Genomic DNA, 23,176 nt, shown 5'->3' with positions numbered 1-23,176 from the left:
GCTTATTTAAGGGCTAAGCTGATTTAAATCGCTCATGTATTTCATGGGCGACTTTTTCATTACCTTTTTAAACATAGTAATAAATGCACTCACCGACTCATACCCTAATAACTCCGACACCTGCTGCACACTTTGCTTATCAGAAAGCGCTTTTAAGGCTGTAATTATATGCAATTGCGTACGCCATTTTCCAAATGTCATACCGGTTTCTTTTTTAATTAACCGCGCTAATGTGCGCTCAGTTAATGCAAACTGCTTAGCCCATTGTGGTAGTGTTTTTCGGTTGTTTGGCTTGTTTATAAGCTGATCGCTCATGGTTTGAATTACCTCGTTTTTAGATAATACAAAATCCAGTGGTTGTACGGGCATATCAATAAGTTGATCAAATAACACCTGCGCTAAACGCGCTGTTTTACTATTTAAAGTATAGTGCTGATTATGCCCAGCCAACTCACACATTAGCTCTTTAACCAACGGCGTAATAGCTAACGTACAGGTATTTAGCGGCATACCGTTTTTACTACTATCAATAAATAAATGACAAAGCTGCGCGTTATCAGACGCCCTATTGCTATGCACCTTTTGTGCTGGGATCCAAATTGCACTGTGCGTGGGCACCATCCACATTTTGGCCGATACTTCACACGTTACATACCCATGCAGCGCTAAAATTAATTGCCCTTTTGGATGGGTATGTAGTGGTATTTCGTGACTTGCATGGGCATGCTCTATTTTGGCTATTATGGGCTGCGCCATAGTTTCAAAATTTTTAATGTCGTCCCAACCAATTGCATCAAACATAGTTTTGTCTGTTTTTAGTTATTTAATGTCATTATCTCTAAATTATAGTTTTTACTAAGCCTTTATACTAGCGCCCATTAAGTATTAGCTTTAATGGTCTTCCCTTTTGTTAAATAACACACCTAAATCACGCTTTGCTGGCATATTACTTGTGCTTGGCATATTACTTATTGCCGCAAATTTACGCGCCACATTTACAGGTATTGCACCTGTGCTTGAACAAATTATTAATCACTTTGGGCTCAGCGCATCGCAAGCTGGTTTTTTAACAACATTGCCACTCATTGCCTTTGCGGTTATATCGCCAATGGCGGCAACTCTTGCTAAAAAGCAAGGGTTAGAGCGCACCTTGTTTGTGGCTTTGTTATTTATACTTGCAGGGGTTGCAGCGCGGGTAATAAATACCTCAGCCATGCTTTTTGTAGGCACCGCTATTATTGGTGTGGGCATTGCCATCGCAAACGTATTATTACCAAGTTTAATTAAGCGCGACTTCCCTGCAAAGGTTGCGTTAATGACCTCAGCCTACGTGCTTACTATGGGCGTGGTATCGGGTGGGTTTTCTACTTTGGTATTTCCGCTTAGTCAGTTAAACGGATTAGGATGGCAACTTGCGCTGGGCTCATCAGCTCTTATTACTTTGGCGAGTATTATTGTATGGATGTCGCAATTAAGTAAGCACACAAAACCCGCGAGTATTGCTCAACACACCGACACGTCAAAAAGTGTATGGCGTTATTTACTAGCATGGCAAATTACCCTACTGCTGGGCTTAAACTCGTTTTTAAATTATATAATTATTACGTGGTTACCAAGCATATTAACCGAAACTGGTCACTCAGCTACCCAAGCAGGTGCTTATCATGGTGCTTTTCAAATAGCGACTGCATTACCGGGTTTAATATTAATTCCGTTACTTGCCAAATTAAAAGATCAAAGCGCGCTTAGCTTTATTTTAGCCATGTTGAGTGCACTCAGTGCATTGGGGCTGCTTTACATGCCTAGCTTTGCTTTTGTTTGGACCCTAATGCTGGGCTTTTGCTCTGGGGCATGTTTTATATTGGGGCTGTCGTTTATTAGTTTACGAACTGACGATTCGCAACAAGCAGCGTCGCTTTCAGGTATGTCGCAAAGCGTAGGTTATTTGCTCGCGGCTATTGGTCCTATGCTAGCTGGTGCATTACACACTACAACAGGCAGTTGGAGTGCGCCATTGTGGTTGTGCGCTATTGCCGGAGTACTGTGTGCTTTATGTGGTTTGGGCAGTGGTAAAAACACCACTTTAGCTAAATCAGCTAACTAGCTGCTGTAACCACGAAAATAAACCAGACGAAGGTTTACTACTCGCGTGCTTTTGCTCATAGCGTTTATTCGTTACTTCGCGCTGTTCACGGCGCTCTTGTGCTAAATTAGCTTTTGCAGTAAAACGCAAGCGCTGCTCTTGAGTAAGCTCATCATTAAAACTAATGGCTGTTTTTTTCACTGCTCGGCTGCTTTTAGGTGAACTACACATATTACTCTCCAAATGACTGACTTATAAGTAGACAGTCATTTGGTTAAATAAATTTCAAACCGCTTACTAAAAAAGTAATACTGATAACCCCAAATAACTAGTTTTGTGGGGTTGTATCAAACGCAGGTACTTCGTGTAAGCCGCTCAACCAGCTCAATGTTGATTTAGCCCAAATTTGTGCTGTTGGCGTAAACTGATCACGCTGATCAACCGCACCAATACGCAAGCCATATACACGGTCAGCTTTAGCTTCGTTAGTTGCATAAAGTGTTGTACCACATGTGCCACAAAAACCTTGCGCACGCTTGTTACCACTTTGCGCTGTTTTAACAAACTCTTTTGGCTCACCTTGGGTAAATACTACCGAATTTGGCTCTGCAATTATAACGGCTCTAAATGGGCCGCTCGACATACGTTGGCAATCGCTACAATGGCAAACAAGTGCATTGTTATTTTGAGACTTTGCCTGGTATTTAATTTCACCACAGTAACAGCTTCCAGTAATTTCCATTATTTAAATCCTTAATGCTTATGAAGATTGAATCGAGATATAAGACCGGCAGTATCGATTCATTATTTTTAAAATATAAAAAATTGCTCGCCGGTTCATTTGTATATTCGGTTAGGTTTTTAATTTTTGAGAGTGATTTTTTCAAAATTGAGCAAGTGCTACAAACATGATGCGATGTTTTAAATAAAACAGCAATACCACGTTAAGCTAATAGCGTAACGTGGTGTTTTTAAGCTATCTTTTATGTGCGTTTAAATAATCAACAGCTAACAGGCTGAGCGCCTTAGTGCCTACTTTAAACGATGATTCGTCGGCATAAAAATAAGGTGAGTGATTACTAGCCACTGTATTTAAATCTTGCTCACTTGGTGTGCCGCCTAAAAATACAAATACACTCGGCACTTCTAATGCGTAAAACGAAAAGTCTTCTGCGCCGGTTATTTTTCCCATTTCAACTACGTTTTCATTACCTGCTGCTTTTTTAAGGCTAGGTAACATTTGCGCAGTTAACTTTGGGTTATTAATCGTTACCGGATAACCTTCGTGAATATGTACCTCTGCAGTAGCACCTGACGATTTAGCAATGTGCGTGGCTGTGGTTTTTATTTTTTCAAATATTTGTGCTCGGTTATCCATATCAAAGTTACGAATTGTACCTACCATTTCGACTTCTTCAGGAATAATATTATTACGTACCCCACCCGCTATCTTACCAAACGAGACAATAGCAGGCTCTTTGGTAATGTTGATTTGGCGACTAACAATATGATTTACGCCTGTTACTATTTGCGCAGCTGCGGCAATGGGGTCAACCCCAGTCCACGGTGCAGAGCCGTGTGCCTGCTTGCCATGTACTGTTATTTCAAACCGGTCTGCACTGGCCATTGCAGGGCCACTTCTATAGCCAATTTTACCGCTGTGCAAACTAGATGTTATGTGTAACCCAAAAGCAGCTTCTGGTTTGTATTGTTTAAATATGCCTTCTTTAAGCATTAACTCAGCGCCCCCCTCTTCCCCCTCTGGTGCGCCTTCTTCTGCAGGCTGAAATACAAACATAATATTACCGTGTAGCTCATCTTTCATGTTTGCAAGCACTTGTGCAGCGCCCATTAGCATGGCCACGTGCGTGTCGTGCCCACAAGCATGCATTATACCTACATCTACACCACGGTAATTAGTGGTTTTAGTTGATTTAAAATCAACATCTGCTTTTTCAGTAACTGGCAGCGCGTCCATATCTGCGCGTAGCATTACTGTCGGGCCAGGCTTTGCGCCTTTTAATAGCCCCACAACACCTGTATAAGCAATCCCTGTTTGTACTTCCATACCCAGCGACTTTAAGTGCTTAGCGACAATACCTGCTGTGCGGGTTTCGCGATTTCCAAGCTCAGGGTTTTGATGAAAATCACGTCGCCAATCAATAACCTGTTGCTCTATCTTTTTAACTTGCTGATCAATGTTTGCATTGGCATTAAACGCACTAAGGGCAGCAAAGCCCAACGCTATTGAAATTAGTGATTTTTTCATCCTGTTTGTCCTTATTATATTTATTGGTTTTATAATATTGATGAGCACGAGCCCTTATGTATTATTGAGAACATAATTAGTTTGCTCTATAACCACTATTACTGAAGGCTCTACAATAATCAATCCCATTTAAGCTAGATGCCCAACTATGAAGGGCCACTTCACTTTTCACTGGTTTTATCTATTTTTAGTTTGAAGTTTTAGCGCTAATTAAGCCTACCACTTTTGCTTTTGTTGATTTTAAAATGGCATTTAATAGTCAACCAACGCACGTAAAGTGAGTTTTAATAAGCGCGGTGGTGGATAGAGGAAGTTAACGAGTAATAGGCTTGGTACATAATTGCTATTCAAACTATAAAATAAGAATAGCAATGTAGAACCTCCTAATGTTGGAGGTAATTATTTATAAGCATTCGCATTTTTAATGCTGTCAAAATCGTTAAAGCGCACGTTATGCTGCGCCATTACTTTAAGTATTTTTTCGCTTAGCATTTGGCGTAAATAAAACGGCTGATTTGGCACAAAATGATGAATGGTATGCGTTTTACCAAAGTTAAAACAAAACAAGTGAAACGGCATAAATAAACGACTCGTTAGTACATGAGTTTGTTCAAGCATATTATTAACGCCGCCATAGTAATGCATGCTTGAGGTAACAAAATTAAGCGAGCTTGAACGAATAATATTAGGCACAATGAGCACAACCATTAAAAATTCAAACACATCCATTGTACTTAACAACCAATTAGGTGAATTTAGCGAAAGTGGTATAAATAAATCAACGATATGAAATATAATAACGCTATATAAAACAGCAAAATACGCAGTCGCTATCGGAAATCCCGCATTAAAAACACTCGAAAAACTAAAGCCATTAATTTCTTTTCTAAAACGTTTAGTAGAAATAACTAACCCTAATAACCCATCTACAATAACTAGCGCACGTAAAAATGGATTTTTAATACCGTTTCCCACCAAGCGTTCTTCTAGGTCTTGTTGTGTGCCTGAGGTTTTGTGATGGTGTAAATGCATTTTACGTCGGTACCATGGGCTAATAGTATTTGGCCGCATTAACCATACTGCTAACATCATAAAGTTATGCATGAAAGGCTGATTGCTAAAGTATTGTTTATGTATAAGGTCGTGCTCTAACTCATGGGAAATAGACGCAGCAATAGCCGCAAGCACTATACACACCCAAGCAGGTATTAGGGCTAAATAATATAAAACACCAACACCAATTAATGCGCTAAGCGACAGCAATAAAATAATTAACCCTAAGGTATTTTGATGTTCAAGTAATGGGTATTTTTGACGAAGTAATGCTTCTTCTGCCTTAATAGCTTTAACAATCGATTGAATGTTCTGTTTGGCACTTAATTGGGTCATAATTAATGTCTTAAAAACCTTGTTGTACAAATAATACCTGAATCAAGCGCAAAATCGGCATAAAGCAGGAATAATTATTATAATACGATTCACTATTATCAATAGTTCAATTGCTCATTTATTCAATCGCATAACAATTTAATAGCACTCATAACCCAAAATATTCGCTTTATATATCAGCCCAAAAAGACTTAAAAAATTTGCCGGTGGAGTCTCCTTGCTATAAACGATTAATTATCAATCAGTTGTTATTACAAACAAAAGAAAATGCTTGCCGCCCCCTCTTTTGTTTGTATAATGCGGATACAGAATAAGAGGTATATAAGTATCCTTTTTATTTTAAGTGGTTTTTCTTTATCTTTTTATGCTTAAAAGATTAAAGAAAAATTATGCCAGCGTGATGAAATTGGTAGACATGGGGGATTCAAAATCCCCTTCCGAAAGGAGTGCCGGTTCGAGTCCGGCCGCTGGTACCACTTTTTGAACCTCAGCTAATTATTGGCTGAGGTTTTTTTATGCCTAAAATTTAACTAGTAATCTATACCACTTCGCTTTACGAAGTGAGCTACTTTTAGGTAAGAAAACCGTGTCGATAACAAGGTAAAACCTAGTTAAGTTTAAGCAAAAGCCACAAACCTTCCATTAAAGCCATCAATGTAATTAGAAAGGTACATAAATCTAATTAGCATGCGAGTTATGCGTCTTGCTCTTGATTTGTTATATTCCCAATTCGATTATTTAACTCTTCGTCACTAACATCTTCTTTATGTGTACCAATGATCCATATATGACCAAATGGGTCTTGTAGTGTGCCGGTCCTATCACCATAAAACTGATCATGTACGGGTCTTATTTCTGTTGCACCAAGCTCAATTGCTTTTTTAAACACGGTATCAACATCTTCAACATAAAGCATAAGGCTTAGCGCTGTACCACCGAGTTCTTTTGGGTTTTTTAAATGCTCTTCAGAACCATTATCTGAAAGCATAATATGCGAATCACCAATTATTATTTCTGCATGGGCTATTCCACCATCAGGTAAAGGCATCTGCATTACATGTTCAGCACTAAATGCATCACAATAAAAATCTATCGCTTTTTGTGCGTCATTCATAATTAAATAAGGTGTAACTGAATGAAACCCTTTTGGTATTGCTGAGACTGCCATAATATTCTCCTTTACTTACGCGGTGATTTTTAATATTTAATTAACTAAATATGCGTTTAATTGCCCCTAAATTTAAGCTTAGCTCATACAAAAAATTGCGTTACTTTTCGAGGTTTAAACGTTTATGCCAAGCAGCAATACTTTCATCAGGGTATTCTTCAAACTGCTTGTCACCTTCATTAATGGGCGCATTTACCCAATTTGCTTTACTACCAAGCATTAAATGAGTGCGCTCTGGCGGTATGGGTAACTCACTATCTATTGCACCAGCAAAGGGGTGAACTTGCTCAGGCCAACGTGCATCGTATAACCACAAGTTAGCACTACAATGCTTACAAAAATGACGCTCTGCAGGGCTGATTTTATCGCCTATTTTTGCATGATAAATAGTTATGTGTTCACGCCCTGTAACCTCAAGCGTGCTGTATTGCGCGTTTAAATTAATAACAAACCCGCCGCTCCCTGCGGTTTTACGGCATATAGAGCAGTAACATAAATTGTAAGGATAAGGGTGTTTTGAGTTGACCGTAAATACCACTTTGCCACAGTGACAAGCGCCATTAAGCTTCATAATATATCCAATATTTATTGTTGGCTTGAACTAATACCTTAACTCGGTGAGCTAAAAAAACCACAACAATTACATGCTGTGGTTTTTTTAATTATTGAGCTTACTAACGCTCCCAATATCTTAAATTACGCAATGTATTTATAAATTTATCGGCTGAATGTGCCTCTAAATCTATCCAACCATCATCTACTTTTCCATCAAGGCCTGCCGCTTTAAATAAAGGCTTAGCCTCATTTGTAAAGCCTATAAATTTCATATGTGCATACGCATCACTTACAAAGTCTTTGGCTTCTGCTATGGCAGCTAGTTTTTCAGCTCCATCTTCGGTGGTGAGTACAAGTACCGCATCGTATAAAACCGATGGACCACCATTAATAACCTGATCAGCTTTAAAGTGCTTACCTTTACTGCATTTAGCACCGCCAACTTGCGGGGCAATAATTTCAAAGTTTGCACCTTCACTTTTAAGTGCATTGGTAACCGAATTGAAAACTTCTGCATTAAAGCCATCACTTACTAAAATACCTAATTTACGGCCTTTGAAGGTGTTGGGCGCATTTTTCAAAATACTTAACGCATCAGAGACAGGTAAGTCTTTACGTGTTGGCATAGCAGCTTCTGCCGGATCTGGCATTTCTTGCAAGCCAAGACCTTCGGCAACTTTATTTGCGAGGGTTTCGTCAATATTTACCAAGTGCGATACCAAACGTTCTCGTATTGGCAAATGCTCAACTTTAGACAGCTCAAACACGTACGCAGATTGAATATGCGCCTGCTCTACCTCTGTTTGACTTAAATAAAATTGACGAGCTTGACTGTAATGATCGCTGAATGTTTCTGAGCGATAACGCAGTTTATCACCGCCACTTACTTCAGGTTCCTTTGAGCTTTTAAAGCCATGTACTGGGCATTCGCGCGGGTTGTTTTCGTCGCCGCTCCATGAGTTTGGCTCATAATTAACACGCCCTTTTGGATTGTGCATTGCCATGTGGCCATCTTGCTGAAAATGACGCATTGGACATTTAGGCGCATTGACCGGAATATGCGTAAAGTTAGGACCACCTAAACGCTTGGTTTGAGTATCTAAGTATGAAAAGTTACGACCTTGCAGTAGCGGGTCAGGTGTAAAGTCGAGCCCCGGTACAATGTTTTGAGTACAAAATGCTACTTGCTCTGTTTCTGCAAAAAAGTTGTCTACAACACGGTCAAGCACCATACGACCAACAATTTGCACTGGTACTTGCTCTTCAGGTATAAGCTTGGTGGCATCAAAAACATCAAATTCAAATTCATCAGCAAATTGCTGATCAAACACCTGTACACCTAGTTCCCACTCAGGGAAGTCGCCGTTGCCAATAGATTCCCACATGTCTCTGCGATGAAAATCAGGGTCCGCGCCGTTTAGCTTAAGTGCTTCGTTCCATACTACAGATTGCATTCCGCCTTTTGGTTTCCAATGAAATTTAACAAATTTCTCATCACCTTTGGCATTAATAAATTTAAAGGTATGAACACCAAAACCTTCCATAAAGCGTAAAGAGCGTGGAATAGCTCTATCAGACATTGCCCACATAACCATGTGCATTGACTCAGGTGACAAACTCACAAAGTCCCAAAAGTTATCATGTGCTGTTTGCGCCTGCGGAAAACCACGATCAGGCTCGGCTTTAGCGCTATGAATTAAATCAGGAAACTTCATTGCATCCTGAATAAAGAATACCGGTATATTGTTACCCACTAAATCCCAGTTTCCTTCTTGGGTATAAAATTTTACCGCAAAACCGCGTACATCACGTGCTAAATCTGGTGATCCTTTATTACCTGCAACCGTAGAGAAGCGAGTAAACACAGGCGTTTTTTCACCTTTTCGCTGAAAAATATCTGCACAGGTTAAATCTTCAAGCGTGTCGTAAGTTTCAAAATATCCGTGTGCACCATAGCCTCTAGCGTGCACTACACGCTCAGGAATGCGTTCATGATCAAAGTGAAAGATCTTCTCGCGCATTATGTGATCTTCTAATAATCCGGGGCCACGTTTGCCCGCACGTAATGAGTTTTGATCGTCACTTACAGGGCAGCCCTGCGCGGTGGTCATGGTAGGGTGTTCATCCGACGCTTTTTGATGCAATTCGCCGCCATGCCCTTTATTACCTGAGTATTTAAATGATTCAGCCATGTTTAGTCCTTCATACAGTTTGATTTAATGGGTCAATAGTTTTTATGAGCTTTAAAGCTAAAAGCGACTATGCAAATGCAAAATAAAGACCAGCCATCCAACCTAGTAAAAAAGGGCTGTACAGATAACAATGTAGTATTTGAGATGATTTATAAAAGAAAAAGTTACACAGGTATGTAACTTTTTCACACAAAAAAGAGCACTTAAAAGTGCTCTTAGGTTTATGCATTTTTAAATTTAGTTAATCTTTATTCTCGTTAACTAAAATAACTTTACGATGTGGGAAAGGTATTTCAATGTTGTTTTTATCTAGTGCTTTTTTAATTAACTCTGGCACTGTGTAAAGAATATCGAAGTAATGCTCGCCCTTACAAAATGGCCTTACTAAAAAGTCTACTGAGCTGCTGTTAAGAGTTTCTACTTCAACAAAAGGCGCTGGATCTTTTAGTATGTGTGGGTGCGCTGCAAGTACCCCATCTATAACTTTACGTACAGCCGTTGTATCTTCACCGTAAGCAACACCAAAATGCATATCTACACCACGAATTGGATGATGTGAATGGTTTATAATTTGCGCGCCCCAAATTTGACTATTTGGTATAATAACCTGTTGATTATCGAACGTTTGTAAAATAGTAGTAAACATATCTACTTCTGTTACTTTACCAAAACGCCCTGCAGCCTCAATAAAGTCATTCACTTTATAAGGTCTAAATATTAGCAACATAACGCCTGCGGCAAGGTTCGACATTGCACCTTGTAACGCCAAGCCTATAGCAAGTCCCGCAGCACCGAGTAAAGCAATAATAGAGGCTGTTTGTACACCAAAGCGATTTAACACAGCAATAATAACGAACGCTAATATGATGTAGCGAGCCATGCTGCCTAAAAAGCGAAAAAGCGTATCGTCAAGATGTGTGTATTTATGACACAAGCCAATAATTAAATTGCGTACTTTGCCCGCTAACCATAAGCCCGCAAGTAAAATTGCAATTGCTAGTAATATGTTGGTTGCCCACGTAATTGCAGCGGGTAAATATTGATTAATATCAATGTTGTTTATTATGTCTTCCATTGTTTTTCCTGTTTTAAAACTTTTAGCTAGTTTTGCTATGCCAAACGCAATAGTTTAACAAAAAATTAACTAAAGTACGAATATAGGTTCAGTTTTACATGTATAAACACTTTGAAGGAGGGATTTCTTAACTACTGCTTTTAAAACTATGGATTAATAAAATATAATTTTAAGCCCTATTTAGCACCAATATTTAATTAAAGATTATACCCAGTAATATCTTGCTATAACGCAGTTTGGCTCATATAGTCAGCAAATTATCACACCTTATTTTGAACATCTTTGTTTATGAAATCTTCTGCTAGTGATTTTGGTACTTTATTAGGTTATGCACCTGGTAATGTTGCTGTTTACTCATCTGATTATGATACGGCTGATGAAAGCATTTATCCTAATCGTAGCGCCTATCGTAGTTACCTAGACGGTATTTACATGGGCTATAAATGGCAATGCGTTGAATTTGCCCGTAGATGGATGTACCTCAATCATGGTTATATTTTTGATGACATAGCCATGGCTTACGATATTTTTGAGCTGCGTTCAGTGCGCGATGTAAATAGCCAAAACAGATTGCCACTAAACGCGTTTAAAAATGGTGCTAAACATCCCCCTCAAGTAGGTAGTTTACTTATATGGGAAGAAGGCGGCGAGTTTGAAGAAACAGGTCATGTTGCTGTCATTGTTGAAGTGCATGAAGATAAAATACGTCTTGCTGAGCAAAATGTAGGGCATCAAATATGGCCAACAAATCAAAACTGGTGCCGTGAACTAAAAGCAAAAGTAACTAAAGATGGCGACTATTGGATTGAGTGCTCTTACAGCGACGCCACTATTTTAGGTTGGATGACACAAACTGATGAAACAGAATATGCTGAGCCAACGTTTGAGCTAAACACTGACTTATTTACTATAGAAGCCCATAAAGCAGCAGATACAGGCCAAGCAAACAAGTCATGGTTAAATATTGCGAATGACGATGAAGCTGCCTACGTAGAAATGATGCAAGGCCATAAACTTACATCCGTAGATGAGGATCAGCATAATTACTTTGCAATATCTCAAACGGCGCAGCAAAGCATTGAGCATGCAACAAATGAGCTGCATGGCTTATTTATGCATGCAACCGACTATGTATTGCAGCACCCTGAGTTATTAGAAAAGTTTAATTTACCCGATGTTGTGCTTAATAAAATTCGCCAATCGTGGGATAACCGCTTAAACCAATTAATTACCAGCCGGTTTGACTTTGCCTTAACAGCAGCAGGTTTAAAAGTTTACGAATACAATTGCGATTCGGCATCGTGTTACATGGAAAGCGGCAAAGTTCAGGGTAAATGGGCAAAACACTTTGGCGTTAAAACAGGTGTAGATGCAGGCCAAAATTTATTTAAAGATCTCGTAAAAGCATGGCGTAAAAGTGAGGTAAAAGGTCTTGTTCATATTCTGCAAGATGATGAACCAGAAGAACATTACCACGCATTATTTATGAAAGAAGCTATTGAAGCCGCAGGCTTTGAATGTAAGCTAGTAATTGGCTTAAGCACACTTCGCTGGAATGAGTCAGGCAACATAGTAGATACTGATGGCGCACAACTGAGTTACGTATGGAAAACCTGGTCGTGGGAAACCGCACTTGATCAAATTCGTGAAGAATGCGAAGCCGACCAATCATTAGGTGATAACTTTGAACCACAATTCAAAGCTGGTGAAACGCCACGCTTAGTCGATGTATTACTGCGTAAAAATGTCATGGTGTTTGAACCGCTGTGGACATTAATTCCAAGTAACAAGGCTATTTTGCCAATACTGTGGAGCTTATTCCCTAATCATAAATATTTACTTAATACCGCGTTTGAGCTTAACGACGAGTTATTACAATCCGGTTATGTAGTTAAACCAATAGTAGGACGCTGTGGCGCTAATATTCAACTTATTGATGAGCAGCAGCAAGTTATAGAAAAAACAATGGGGCACTTTGCAGAGCAAGACCAAATATACCAACAACTATTTGCACTGCCTAAAGTAGACGACTACTTTGTACAAATATGTAGTTTTACAGCCGCCGGTAAATACTCTGGTGGTGGCGTGCGTGTTGATAAAAGCATGATCATAAACGGTCATAGCGATTGTATGGCGCTGCGTATTAAATAATAAACAATACTAAGCCCGCAATTTGCTGCGGGCTTAAGTTTGTGTAGCCCTTCCCTCTTTTAAGTTTTATAGCTATCTCAAGCGAGTTACTCCTGTTAGAGTAAATTTATTAAACACCACAAATTAAGGTATTTCATGGCGAATCAATTTAATGTACTCGGCACACGCTTAAAACTATGTTGCGGTAATGGTGGCTACACACGTGAAGGGTTTTGTTATGAACCAGAATCAGATCTTGGCAATCACAGTGTGTGTGCAATTATGACTGATGAATTTTTACAATTTTCAAAATCACAAGGTAACGATTTAATAAGCCCGAACCCTCTTTACGATTTCGAAGGTTTAAAAGCCGGTGATAAATGGTGCTTGTGTGCAGTAAGATGGCTTCATGCTATTTCAGCAAACGTTGCGCCACCAGTGGTGCTTGAGGCTACAAATAAAAAATCATTAGAAATAGTGCCGCTCGATGTTTTAAAAGCGCACGAATACATAGCCAACGTTTAAATACACCTAAGAGTAACTAAATCGAAGTCTGCATATTTTACAAATATATGCAGGCTTTTCAAAAACCCAATCTCCTCTGCAGCCTTAGAAACCTTAATTTAAAATATAACCAATTGTTTTTGAATCACTTTTCAAATAAAGCAACTTACGGCATAACAGTTGCTTCATTAAGTTTAAGTCATGCTCATAACGCAACATATTATATGAGCAACACATTACTTAATGTAGGAGAAATTATGAGTAACAATAACGAATCAAACAAAACAACTAAATTTACCGCGCCAGGTATGAGTGACGAATCAGCCCAAAAAACAATAGCTACCCTCGATAACCGCATGGTTGCATTGATAGACTTACAACTAACTTTAAAGCATATTCACTGGAACGTAGTGGGACCTAATTTTATTGGCGTACATGAAATGATAGACCCACAAGTAGACATTGTGCGCGAAATGACAGATACAATTGCAGAGCGAATTGCGACTCTTGGTGCAGTACCTGTTGGCACACCAAAATCAATTGTAGATCGCCGTACTTGGGACGAATACTCAGTAGGCAAAGGCCTAGTAACCGAACATTTGGCTGCGCTTGATAAAGTATATAATGGCGTTAATGCCGATCACCGCAAAGCAATTGAGACTCTTTCTGAGCTAGATCCGGTCTCTGAAGATATGATCACCAGCCAACTAGCCGATTTAGAGCAATTTCAGTGGTTCATACGAGCACATTTAGAATCATCTACAGGCGAATTACAAAGCTAATACATCTAAAGTAAGAAAGCCCAGCATTGTTATGCTGGGCTTTTTTTTGCGTAAAAATCTATTTATCGCTACCTAGCTTACCGCCCCCACCCCAGCTAGTACAAAATCAATATAAAAACAATAGAAAATTGGTATTACCAAAATGATTTTTAATTATTTTAACCTCTCCACTATTTCGCAAATTTATAAATCATTTAGAACTTTTAATGGTCGCTCTTCCAATTCAATATCACTTAAAAAGTAAACTAAACACGTATAAAAGTACGACATAAAATTTCAAAATAGTACTAACAAATGTATTAAATAGTACAAATAATATATAAAAATGCCTTTGGTAAAGATACTTCAATAAAATTCATTCAAAATACAAAAAATAAAAACACCCTATAAGCCATTAAATTTATTAAATATAAGAAAAATAAAAGAGGTTTTTGTAATACACATTGTGAAATTTTGGTAAACAAAGGTTGTAAATAAAGTTGAATTGGATTAATTTCAACCATACCACCTGTATGACACACTACAGGAAAGAAACAGTTAAATTGGTTAACCAAGCCAAGTAACAACACACACACAATGACGCAAGTCGTACCCAAACGGGAGAGATACATGAAACTCAATCAAATTACTTCAACATTAATTAATAAGCATAAAAGAAGTAGCTCTACAACAATCAGTGCCGCAGCCCTTTTATTAATGGCTTCTTCAAATATTGCAGCGCAAGAGGCTCCCGCAGCTTCAGAAACGGCAGCTGCAGACATTGAAGTTATTGAAGTAAAAGGCATGCTAGGCAGTATGAAAGCCGCCGCTATGCTTAAGCGTACTGACGGACGTATTGTAGATGCGATTGTTGCTGAAGACATTGGTAAGTTACCAGATAATAATATTGCAGAAGCGTTGCAACGTATTACTGGCGTATCTATTAATACCGATTTTGGTGTGGGTGACAGTGTTTCGATTCGTGGCTTACCTCAAAACCGTGTTGAATTAAATGGTCGCTCTACTATTGGTGACTCTCGTGACGGCATTAGCTTGCAAGATTACCCATCAAGCTTCTTAAAAACAGTAGAAGTAGTTAAGTCTCCTACTGCCGATATGATTGAGGGTGCATTAGGCGGAACAGTTAGTTTAAAGACAGTTCGCCCATTAGAGTTAGATAAACTAACTGGCGCAGTTTCATTAGATGGCGAATACGCTGATAAAACAGAAAATGTAGCTCCTATTTTTAGTGGTTCAATTGGTAACAACTGGGACTTTGATGAAATGGGTACCTTTGGTGCCATTGCTATGTTTTCATTCCAAGATCGCGAAATTCGCCAAGATGAAACATCTAGCCGTGTTAAACCTCAAGATATCGAAATTAATGGCCAAGAAGGTAATACACCTAGTGGCAACGCTATCGTAAGAGACGAGCACAGTGTTGAACAATACGTAGAGCAGCGTAAACGAACTGCTGTAAATTTATCTCTTCAATGGGCACCACAATCTGGTAATGGCATGGTGTATCTTGATTTAAGCGGCACAAAGCGCTCAGGTGAACAAGCTGGTAACTCTATTTTAGGTGTCGCAGGTTCACTATCAACAGATGCAAATACAACTCAAGATGCTAACGGCGTAAATAATTACACGTTAACAAACGAGTTTGGTATTCCTAAAACATACAGTGACTTTCGTGAAACTGACTCGTTTTCAAATGCACTTGGTGCAGAGTGGAACCTTACTGACAGTATCAAAATCTCTGGTGAAATTGCGGTAGCATCATCAGAAAGCGTAAGACCTGATTCTGAATTTACACTTCGCCCAATCGAAAAATCAACATTTGAAGCAAGTGGTGGAACTCAGCTAACAAATCATTTATATGATGGTGCATTTTCTCAAGACGGTAATAAATTACCAAGCATCATTCATTCAGATCCTAATGCATTTACTGACCCACAAAACTTAGCACTTCGTACGTTTAAAAGTGAAGATAGAAGAACAGACAATGACGAAACAGCTATTCGTTTTGATGTTGAAATGTTTGAGCCACTCAGCAGCTTAAGCTGGGTATCTAAAGTAAAAGCGGGTGTACGTGTTACTAACCGCGATTACGAATATGAGCAATACAAAGTAGAAATTAAAGACATTTATAAAAATGCATTTAACGACTCAGACGGTTCGTTAGCCACTTTATGGGTTGATGACTACAACGCTGCTTTTTCAAATAGCTTTACAACAGTTAGCCACGACAACTCATTTGACCAATTAGGTCATTCGGGACAAAACGACCTACTAACCTTTTTAAGCTACAACGGTTTATCTAACCCGGCCAATACTTACGCTCAGCTTCAGCAGTTACTTGCAGGTACTAACCTAGCGTCAACAGGTAGTCTTTCAGATAACCAAGAGTTCCAAGAAAGCGCATACCGCAACGTAGTTGAAGATACTGCTGCCGTGTATATATCAGCCTACTTAGACTTTGATAACATCACTGCAATTGTGGGTGGTCGTTATGTAACTACAGATTTAGAATCAAGCGTATTTCTTAATGGCGAAAAAGTAACTGGCGACAATGACTACAGCGACTTTTTACCAAGCTTAAACGTAACGTATAACTACTCAGACGAAACATTATTCCGCTTTGCTGCAGCAAAAGTTATGCGCCGCGCTGACTTTAGCGAACTAAGCCCTGCATTTGACGTTAATAACGACATCACAGGTGCAACGCAAGGCTCTATTGATTTAGAACCATATCGTGCAACGCAATACGACTTATCTGTAGAGCATTACTTTGACCAAGGTAACGTAATTTCTTTCGCAGTATTTTATAAAGATGTTGAATCTTTCTTAAGTAACGAAAGTAGCTGTGTAGCTGCATCAAGCACTTCAACAGGTCAAAACGTAACTCAATGGAACCAAGTATGTCAGCTTGACGTTGCAGGTGTTTCACAAGACAACCTAGTTTACTCGGATGCAACTGACTTCCCAGTAGATGCTGATGGCTTTAACCATGTAGCAGGCTTACGTGACGCAGGACTAACGGGTATCGATACTGTTAAAAATGTAAACGGTGAAAACGGCTCAGTACAAGGCTTTGAAGTTGGTTATCAACAGTTCTTTACAGACCTACCTGGTGCATTTTCTGGCTTAGGCATTAACGCAAACTACACATACGCAGACAGCGAGCAACCAAACGGTAACCCGTTATTAGATATTTCTAAAAATACGTATAACTTACAAGTATTTTGGGAATACGAAGGTTTCTCTACTCGTCTAGCTTATAACTACCGTGACAGTTTCTTAGATACTGAAAACGAGAAACGTGTAGAAAATATTAACTCAGACGGCAGTATTTCAGCAGAAGGTACTGTTTACGGTAATAACTACCGTGACGACAGAGGCCAGTTAGACTTCTCTGCAAGCTGGGATATTAACGAAAACGTGACCTTAGTAGGTAATGCGACCAACTTAACGGGTGAGCCTTCTATTTACCTATCTGAACTAGGTGGTGCTTGGAAGTACACTGAAGCGGATCGCCGTTACAGCTTTGGTATTCGCGCTAAATTTTAATTTTCCCTAAAAACTAAAGCCTGCTTTTATGCAGGCTTTTTTACGTCTATAAAAAAGTGGCACTTGTGTTAAAACATCGCACAATTTTTATAACTAAATATTTATTTAAAGCAATAAAATTATTATTGAATAATACCCCAAACTAAAATTTAGATACCGCGTAAACAATATCAACCTTCTGCACTTCACTTTTAGCGCACAAACTAAGCACCATACATTGCACTAAAAACCAGCAACCTTGCAGCTTGGTTATAAAATGTCTAGTATTCTAAAGCTGTACTTATAATTGGTACGAAAAAAGGATTAACAATGTTTCTAAAATACATAACAACAATATCAATCACATTATCATTACTATTATTAACAGCATGCGGCTCTGGGGGAAGTAAAACAAAAGAGGCTGAAAGCATTGAAATACCACAATCAAAAGCGGTTATTAATAACAGTCCCTTAAGTGACTACAAAATAATTATCTATGGTAATAGCCATAGTTCACAGTTAGGGGGCTTATTAGAAATAATTATTACAAGCCAGTTACCTAGCACTTCAGTCAAAATAATGACTGTCAGTGGTCGATTTTTAGATGAAATAGTCGCAGTAAATGCGAATGTCGATAAATTAAAAAGTGATAACTGGAGTCATGCAATTTTTCAAGGCCAAAAGTACTCACAATCAGGTTCGACTGACTACCCTACAAGCGCAACTGAGCGATTAATCTCGAACGCAAAAGAGCATAAAATTACACCTATTTTATTTCCAGAGCATCCTCAAAAAGGGGATCCAGCAGAAGCAAAGCAGGTTTACGACCTCCATTTAGCAATCAGTCAAAAACAACCTAGCTGCATAGCGCCAGTTGGCTTCGTGTGGAATCGAGTATTAGAAATAATGCCTAGTATAAACCTTCATAGTGCCGACGGTAATCATGCATCCTATGCTGGGAATGTCCTTACAGCGATGACCTTTTATCAAATCATTACCTCGGAATTAACAGACACAATGCCATTTATTCCTGCTATAGATTTAACACAGCAAGAACAAGCCTTATTTGGACAAGTAGTAACAGAGGTGCTTGAGTTATATCCGGCATGTGGTGCTAAATAATCTTAAAAAATTTAAAACTAGATTTTAGATTTAGTGATTTCTTGAGGTGCTCAATATCAGTACATTAATACTACGCACATAAGCTGATTAAAAGACACCTCAGGAAAATTCAATTTTCACTTTTTTGCCAAATTATAAATTTAATATCTTGATAAATAATCACCTGCAATTTATTAAAATAACCGTCGTCCTAGCTATACTTATTTGAATATTAAATTTACTATCAAAACGTTGTAACTATTAGCAGGAAAACTAAGGTGCTGTCGCGTTTATATAATTTTATGCCCGGTTTAAATACATTGCTGCACTATGAACGCCAATGGTTTGCTGATGATGTAAGGGCGGCGCTATCAGTAGCTGCAGTGGCTTTACCTGTTGCCATTGCTTACGCACAACTAACCGGTGTTAACGCCGCCGTAGGGTTATACTCTTGCATACTGCCAATGATGCTATATGCACTTTTTGGTACTTCAAAACAATTAATAGTCGGCCCTGATGCCGCAACCTGCGCCGTTATTGCCGCTGTAGTAACACCTCTTGCTGCAGGTGACAGCTTTAAGCATTGGCAACTTGTTGTCACCATGACCGCCATGACCGGCTTTTGGTGCTTTATAGCCAGTAAATTTAAGTTAGGTGTATTAGCCGACTTTTTATCTAAACCTATTTTAATGGGCTTACTAAACGGCGTAGCCATCACTATTATTGTGGGTCAATTTTCTAAAGTATTTGGTTTTACTTTTGATGAGCGCTACTTACTTGAACGCCTCGGTGGTGTGCCCACATACCTAGCGCAAACACATGTTCCCACCTTATTAATGGCTTTGTTTACACTGGCGGTCTATTTTGCCATGAAACGGATAAAGCCCACGTGGCCTGCATCTATGTTTGCTATTGCTTTTGGTGCACTTTTGGTATGGATTTTTGATTTAAAACAATTTGATATAAAAACCATTGGCACCGTAACTGGCGGGCTTCCCGTTTTTAATACCCCTGTTTTTGATTTAGGGATTATTCGTGAGCTGGTGGTACCCGCACTTAACTTAGCCATCGTGAGCTTTGTTAGTATGATGCTAACTGCCCGCAGCTTTGCTGCTAAAAATGGCTACGACATAGACGCCGATAAAGAATTTAGAGCGTTGGGTATTGCCAATATAGCGTCAGCTCTTTCGCAAGGTTTTGCCGTCAGTGGCGCCGACTCACGCACCGCGGTTAACGATGCAACAGGTGGTAAAACACAGTTAGTATCAATAATTGCAGCAGCTATTATTGCGCTCATAGCTGTATTTTTAACAGCCCCACTTGAATTTATTCCAAGCGCAGCGCTAGGTATTGTACTTATTATTGCCTCTGTACACTTACTCGATTTAAAAGCTGTTTGGCAATTAAAACGAAAAGACAAACAGGCATTTTACCTCGCCTCAGCCACCTTACTTGCGGTGTTATTTATTGGCGTTATACCAGGGATCACACTTGCTGTATTACTAGGGTTATTTCAATTTATTCGCACTGTTATGCGCCCAACAGACAACATATTAGGCGTAGATGTTAACGGTGTAGTAAGAAGTTTAGACGCCACAGATAAAGCAAAAGCAGTGCAAGGTGTGTTCATCTATCGCTTTAATTCACCTTTAACTTACTTTAATGCCAGCTACTTTAAACGCAGATTACTTGAGCAATACGCAAGGCAAAAAGACGATACACAATGTGTAATAATTGACGCTGTGCCCTGCTTTACTCATTTAGATTTAAGTGTAATGGCCATGCTTGCAGATCTCGACGTTATATTTAAAAAGCGTGATATAAGGCTTGAGCTTGCAGGTAGAAAACGTCAGTTACTTTCGTGGTTTGATATTGCAGGAATGAAGTCAGGAAAAGAAGGTATATATATTCACTCCGATCTATATGTTGCGCTACAAAAAAATAGTGTAAGCCAGCCTACCGACGAAGTTGCCTTATTCGAAGCTCATACCAATTAGGAAGAATTAGCCGTGTTGTAAATTATAAACGGCAATAAAATAAAAAAGAGTAACTGTATTTTATGATTAGTTAAACAGCTAAGCCCCCTGATTGCCCTGTAAGTTATTTTCAATTCACTACATAAGCTATTTAATGGGCTAAAATAACTAAATTCTTAACAGGCTTCTGATATTGAAGTCACATCAATAGAGCAGCTAAGTTATAATACGGTTTAACCAACAACACTACTATACAACCTTGTTGGTTAAATTATTATGTCAATTAGCATTATAAAGTCGTCGATATTGACACAGCGTGTGGCTGCATAAGATCTTTTGCTTTTTCCATTTTCTCGTGGGAATCGGTATGTACAACAATCGCCCACAGACCCGAGCGAGTTGCTTCTCTTATATTATTGATCAAATCATCGTGATCTGGCCTTAACGAAAAAGCTCCAGCAATTAGTAAACCAACAAAAGTACAAAGAATACCTATCGAAACATATGTTTCTAGGATGTGTTGTTGTAAAAATTCAAACTCTAATAAAAAGAGTATACTGGCAATAATCACACCAAAAACAAGACCAACTACGGCAAATACTAAGTGTGATTTCAACATAGTTTTAGCAATTTTTTTATCTTCAGGCTCAACCTTTTCATCGTAATGTTGATCGTGAGGTGGAATTAGCCTTATGCTTTGTTTTACAAAATTCTCGTCATTATTTAAAATATCAAAGGTTGCTTTAGCTTTATGTTCGCTGTCAAAAATACCACCCACTTTAGTGGCTTTATCTCCACTGCTTATATTCGCTTTCATGGCTATTATCTCCGCATTAAATAAATAGTGGTTTAGTAAAACTACTAACACTAATTAATAAAAATTATTGATAATTGAAAATACGACTAATAAATTCACTTTATCATCATAAAAGCAGTTGCAAGACTAACACCAACTTGATTGACGAGTAATAACTCAACTCCCAAAGTAAATAAGCTTACGTGTAAATTAGAGGTGGAGGGGTTATCCTTTGTTTTTTAATACTTTTAGTACCTATTTAAATTCATCGATTATTCTAACCTTATTATTTTTGTTGCGAACTCTGCACTACAATAATTAATGTCCATATAAATCACCGTGTAGAATATACAAAAAATATTTCAAACCTCGAAGCAACTAAAAAGTAATAATTCAGTATCGCCTTGTTGATAAGCCTAGCTATCAACAAGGTGTTAAATTAATAGCATACCCTCGGAGTCAAGTTTGAGGATATATGGCTTTAAGTTAGCCTAAATAATTTGTATTTGAATACTTATAACTTCATGAAGGCCCGTTTTTTATTTCTTTGGATCTATGCTTAAATTACTGTGGATGAACCATGTGTTCAACCTCATGCCAGTTAATTTAGCAATCACTTTAATCACATAAAAGAAAATACCAATCATTGCCGACCTCGACGTTATATTTAAAAAGCGCGATATAAGGCTTGAACTTGCAGGCAGAAAACGCCAGCTGCTCTCATGGTTTGAAATTGCCGGTATGAAGTCAGGAACAGAGGGCATATACATTCACTCAGACCTATACATCGCCCTAAAAAGAAATAGCGTAAGCCAGCATACAGAGGAAGTTAATTTATTCGTGGCAGATGAAAATAAAGAGGCGCTCACACATCCATAAAATACTAAACAGCAGATCAGCTAGCTGATCTGCTTATTGTATTGAGTACTTTTTTATACTTTTGGATAGTTTGAAGGAAAAAACGCTTTTTTAGCATCTTCATCAAACTCTTTTTTAAAGGCTATATCAGTACCAATCACGCGTGCACGTGCAACTGCTGGGCGACTATCAATGCTTTCAAACCAACGCTTAAGATTTGGATACGGTGCTAAACCCTCTTCACCCAATACAACCGGTGCTTTATCAATCCAGCCCCATGCAGATACATCAGCAATGGTGTACGTATCACCCACAATAAAGTCACGACCTTCAAGGTGAGTATCAAGTACTTCGTAATGGCGCTGCGCTTCACGTAAATAGCGATTAACCGCGTAATCAAGCCCTTCTGGCGCCATGTGTCTAAAGTGTACACTTTGCCCTGAATACGGACCTAAACCAGATGCGATAAACATTAACCACGACAGCATTTCAGCGCGGTCCTCGCCCTTGCCTTCAAGCTTCCCATACTTTTCAGAAAGGTACATTAAAATAGCATTCGAATCGAACACACGTGTTTCACCATCAACAATTGCTGGCGCTTTAGCGTTTGGATTAATTGCTTTAAATTCAGGTGTATGTTGCTCACCTTTTAAAGTATCAAGAGGAACAAGTTCAAACGGTAAGCCTGTTTCTTCTAAAAAGAGTGCAACCTTCATTGGGTTAGGAGTATGGTGAAAATAAAATTTAATCATGTAAAGTTCCTCAATAAT

General features: G+C 38.7%; 18 protein-coding genes, 1 tRNA gene and 1 pseudogene. 9 read left to right on the top strand and 11 right to left on the bottom strand.

Translation table 11 applies throughout. The features are described from left to right. Window positions 1-6: 6 nt before the first annotated feature. Window positions 7-801, bottom strand: a complete 795-nt coding sequence (locus H5116_RS06270; RefSeq protein ID WP_182692930.1) for a helix-turn-helix domain-containing protein — start codon at window positions 799-801, stop codon at window positions 7-9. A 106-nt stretch (window positions 802-907) separates the two neighbouring features. Between H5116_RS06270 and H5116_RS06265 the strand changes: the two genes are divergently transcribed. Beyond that, the gene (locus H5116_RS06265) at window positions 908-2,104 is read left to right on the top strand and encodes an MFS transporter (protein ID WP_182715745.1); all 1,197 of its coding nucleotides are present in this window, start codon (window positions 908-910) and stop codon (window positions 2,102-2,104) included. Here the strand turns inward: H5116_RS06265 and H5116_RS06260 are convergent. From H5116_RS06260 to H5116_RS06245, 4 genes are all read right to left on the bottom strand, one after another. Beyond that, complete coding sequence (locus H5116_RS06260; protein ID WP_154903460.1) at window positions 2,093-2,314, bottom strand: hypothetical protein; 222 nt, start codon at window positions 2,312-2,314, stop codon at window positions 2,093-2,095. The genes H5116_RS06265 and H5116_RS06260 overlap by 12 nt on opposite strands. A 97-nt stretch (window positions 2,315-2,411) precedes the next feature. After that, on the bottom strand, window positions 2,412-2,825 hold the full coding sequence (locus H5116_RS06255) for a GFA family protein (protein WP_007377055.1): 414 nt from the start codon (window positions 2,823-2,825) through the stop codon (window positions 2,412-2,414). A 234-nt stretch (window positions 2,826-3,059) separates the two neighbouring features. Further along, window positions 3,060-4,352 (bottom strand): amidohydrolase, encoded by a 1,293-nt coding sequence (locus H5116_RS06250; RefSeq protein WP_002958068.1) that lies wholly within the window; start codon window positions 4,350-4,352, stop codon window positions 3,060-3,062. Between the two features lie 399 nt (window positions 4,353-4,751). Beyond that, the gene (locus H5116_RS06245) at window positions 4,752-5,741 is read right to left on the bottom strand and encodes a fatty acid desaturase (RefSeq protein WP_182715744.1); all 990 of its coding nucleotides are present in this window, start codon (window positions 5,739-5,741) and stop codon (window positions 4,752-4,754) included. Between the two features lie 391 nt (window positions 5,742-6,132). Here H5116_RS06245 and H5116_RS06240 point away from each other — a divergent pair. Beyond that, window positions 6,133-6,217: transfer RNA gene (locus H5116_RS06240), tRNA-Leu, on the top strand. Between the two features lie 218 nt (window positions 6,218-6,435). Here the strand turns inward: H5116_RS06240 and H5116_RS06235 are convergent. The 4 genes from H5116_RS06235 to H5116_RS06220 all read right to left on the bottom strand — a co-directional run bounded on the left by H5116_RS06235 (window position 6,436) and on the right by H5116_RS06220 (window position 10,731). Continuing rightward, window positions 6,436-6,909, bottom strand: a complete 474-nt coding sequence (locus H5116_RS06235; RefSeq protein ID WP_182673298.1) for a VOC family protein — start codon at window positions 6,907-6,909, stop codon at window positions 6,436-6,438. Between the two features lie 100 nt (window positions 6,910-7,009). Then, on the bottom strand, window positions 7,010-7,480 hold the full coding sequence (locus H5116_RS06230) for a GFA family protein (protein WP_058154198.1): 471 nt from the start codon (window positions 7,478-7,480) through the stop codon (window positions 7,010-7,012). A gap of 103 nt (window positions 7,481-7,583) precedes the next feature. Then, on the bottom strand, window positions 7,584-9,656 hold the full coding sequence (locus H5116_RS06225) for a catalase (RefSeq protein ID WP_182715743.1): 2,073 nt from the start codon (window positions 9,654-9,656) through the stop codon (window positions 7,584-7,586). Between the two features lie 241 nt (window positions 9,657-9,897). Then, complete coding sequence (locus tag H5116_RS06220; RefSeq protein ID WP_182694396.1) at window positions 9,898-10,731, bottom strand: mechanosensitive ion channel family protein; 834 nt, start codon at window positions 10,729-10,731, stop codon at window positions 9,898-9,900. Between the two features lie 288 nt (window positions 10,732-11,019). Here H5116_RS06220 and gss point away from each other — a divergent pair, with 288 nt between their 5' ends. From gss to H5116_RS06190, 6 genes are all read left to right on the top strand, one after another. Next, the gene (gene gss, locus H5116_RS06215; protein WP_182715742.1) at window positions 11,020-12,882 is read left to right on the top strand and encodes a bifunctional glutathionylspermidine amidase/synthase; all 1,863 of its coding nucleotides are present in this window, start codon (window positions 11,020-11,022) and stop codon (window positions 12,880-12,882) included. A 135-nt stretch (window positions 12,883-13,017) separates the two neighbouring features. Beyond that, window positions 13,018-13,386 carry a DUF2237 family protein gene (locus tag H5116_RS06210; RefSeq protein WP_182715741.1) on the top strand — a complete coding sequence of 123 codons (369 nt, stop codon included), beginning with the start codon at window positions 13,018-13,020 and terminating at the stop codon, window positions 13,384-13,386. 236 nt (window positions 13,387-13,622) lie between these two features. After that, window positions 13,623-14,147: a DNA starvation/stationary phase protection protein Dps gene (gene dps / locus H5116_RS06205; protein WP_024595435.1), complete on the top strand. Its 525-nt coding sequence runs from the start codon at window positions 13,623-13,625 to the stop codon at window positions 14,145-14,147. Window positions 14,148-14,756: 609 nt separating this feature from the next. Continuing rightward, a complete protein-coding gene (locus tag H5116_RS06200) occupies window positions 14,757-17,696 on the top strand; it encodes a TonB-dependent receptor (protein ID WP_182694014.1) in 2,940 nt (979 codons plus the stop codon). A gap of 309 nt (window positions 17,697-18,005) precedes the next feature. Further along, window positions 18,006-18,797: a hypothetical protein gene (locus tag H5116_RS06195; RefSeq protein ID WP_182715740.1), complete on the top strand. Its 792-nt coding sequence runs from the start codon at window positions 18,006-18,008 to the stop codon at window positions 18,795-18,797. A 257-nt stretch (window positions 18,798-19,054) separates the two neighbouring features. Next, window positions 19,055-20,773, top strand: coding sequence for a SulP family inorganic anion transporter (locus H5116_RS06190; RefSeq protein ID WP_182715739.1), 1,719 nt, complete (start codon window positions 19,055-19,057; stop codon window positions 20,771-20,773). Between the two features lie 268 nt (window positions 20,774-21,041). Here the strand turns inward: H5116_RS06190 and H5116_RS06185 are convergent, their stop codons facing one another. Next, window positions 21,042-21,569 carry a hypothetical protein gene (locus H5116_RS06185; RefSeq protein ID WP_182715738.1) on the bottom strand — a complete coding sequence of 176 codons (528 nt, stop codon included), beginning with the start codon at window positions 21,567-21,569 and terminating at the stop codon, window positions 21,042-21,044. A gap of 621 nt (window positions 21,570-22,190) precedes the next feature. Between H5116_RS06185 and H5116_RS20305 the strand changes: the two are divergent. Then, window positions 22,191-22,427, top strand: a pseudogene (locus H5116_RS20305) (sodium-independent anion transporter); the annotation flags it as partial. Between the two features lie 53 nt (window positions 22,428-22,480). Here H5116_RS20305 and H5116_RS06180 read toward each other — a convergent pair. Continuing rightward, window positions 22,481-23,158 (bottom strand): glutathione S-transferase family protein, encoded by a 678-nt coding sequence (locus H5116_RS06180; RefSeq protein ID WP_182696547.1) that lies wholly within the window; start codon window positions 23,156-23,158, stop codon window positions 22,481-22,483. Window positions 23,159-23,176: the final 18 nt, after the last annotated feature.

The organism is Pseudoalteromonas sp. SG45-2 (genome assembly GCF_014164115.1).
Classification (GTDB): domain Bacteria; phylum Pseudomonadota; class Gammaproteobacteria; order Enterobacterales; family Alteromonadaceae; genus Pseudoalteromonas; species Pseudoalteromonas distincta.
The sequence above is the reverse complement of the archived record's forward strand: the minus strand, read 5'-3'. Positions and strand labels throughout refer to the sequence as shown.